Origin of the sequence: Pseudomonas sp. 14P_8.1_Bac3 (genome assembly GCF_025466085.1) — a bacterium.
In the GTDB taxonomy this organism is placed as follows: domain Bacteria; phylum Pseudomonadota; class Gammaproteobacteria; order Pseudomonadales; family Pseudomonadaceae; genus Aquipseudomonas.
On sequence record NZ_JANLOD010000016.1, the window covers coordinates 1 to 1,146 of the forward strand.

Genomic DNA, 1,146 nt, shown 5'->3' on the forward strand with positions numbered 1-1,146 from the left:
TATGGGATTCAGGGTCGGTCGACGGTGTTGGTTTGGTTACGCAAGCATGGTCGGCAGGACTGGAGCCAAGGCGCCTCCATTCGCTCCCAGAGGACCCGGCCGATGGACGAGCCCAATTTGCCATTAACTCCCGAGCAGAGAATCAAAGAGCTTGAAGAACAGCTGGCACTGGCCAATCAGAAAGCCAAATTCTTCGAAGACGTGGTCGATGTGCTGAAGAGTGACTACGGTGTATCTATCGTAAAAAAGCGGCCCGGCAAGTCGTTGCGCAAACCCAAACCCTGAGTGTCAGCAGGGCTTGCCAGTTTATGGGAATCAGCCGCCAAGCCTATTACAAACGTGATCGGGTCTATCGGGCTCGGGTTGAGCAAGATCAGCAGCTCATCAAGTTTGTACAGGAGATTCGGGTGCGCCAACCCTGCTTAGGCACCCGCAAGCTGCAATCACTGATGCTCGCGAAGCACGACAAGCCGCAGCTGCATGTCGGTCGAGATCGTTTGTTTGAAGTGTTGCGAGAGCACCGACAGTTGGTACGCAGGAAACGGGCCTATCACAAAACCACCGATAGCCATCATCACTTCCACTGTCACCCCAACCTGCTCAAACCGGGACCGCAACAAGTCGTCGCAACGGGCCCGGAACAGGTCTGGGTGGCCGATATCACTTACCTATCCAGCAAGCGTGATGAGCCGGTCTACCTGAGCTTGGTAACGGATGTCTACTCGAGAAAAATTGTCGGTTACCACGTGCATGACAGCCTGCATGCCGACTCGGTAGCTCAGGCCTTACGCATGGCGCTGAAGACGCGCCTAACACGCCAGAAACTGGTTCATCACTCAGATCGAGGTGTGCAGTACTGCTCGGCGCTGTATCAAAAGCTCCACGCCAAGCATGGCATCACTTGCTCAATGACCGATGGCTATGACTGCTACCAAAACGCCTTGGCAGAGCGGGTCAACGGTATCTTGAAAACAGAGCTCTTGCTCCACCGGCCGACCGACCTGACGCAAGCGGAGCAAATGGTGCGTGAGGCGATCTTGATCTACAACCAAGAGCGCCCGCACCTGTCCTTAAAATACAAAACGCCCGATGCGGTGCATCGGGCGTTAGGGTGAAACAGGTGTAAACCTATTTCAGGACTAGACA

General features: G+C 54.8%; 1 protein-coding gene. It reads left to right on the top strand.

Annotated features, from left to right (window positions below):
- Window positions 1-1,115, top strand: a protein-coding gene (locus NTD84_RS05060; protein ID WP_410017329.1) for an IS3 family transposase whose coding sequence is annotated in 2 segments (ribosomal slippage) — window positions 1-241 and window positions 241-1,115 — 1,116 coding nt annotated over the 2 segments. Because the reading frame shifts where the segments join, the coding sequence is not laid out codon by codon here. This gene is flagged as partial in the annotation.
- Between the last annotated feature and the right edge of the window lie 31 nt (window positions 1,116-1,146).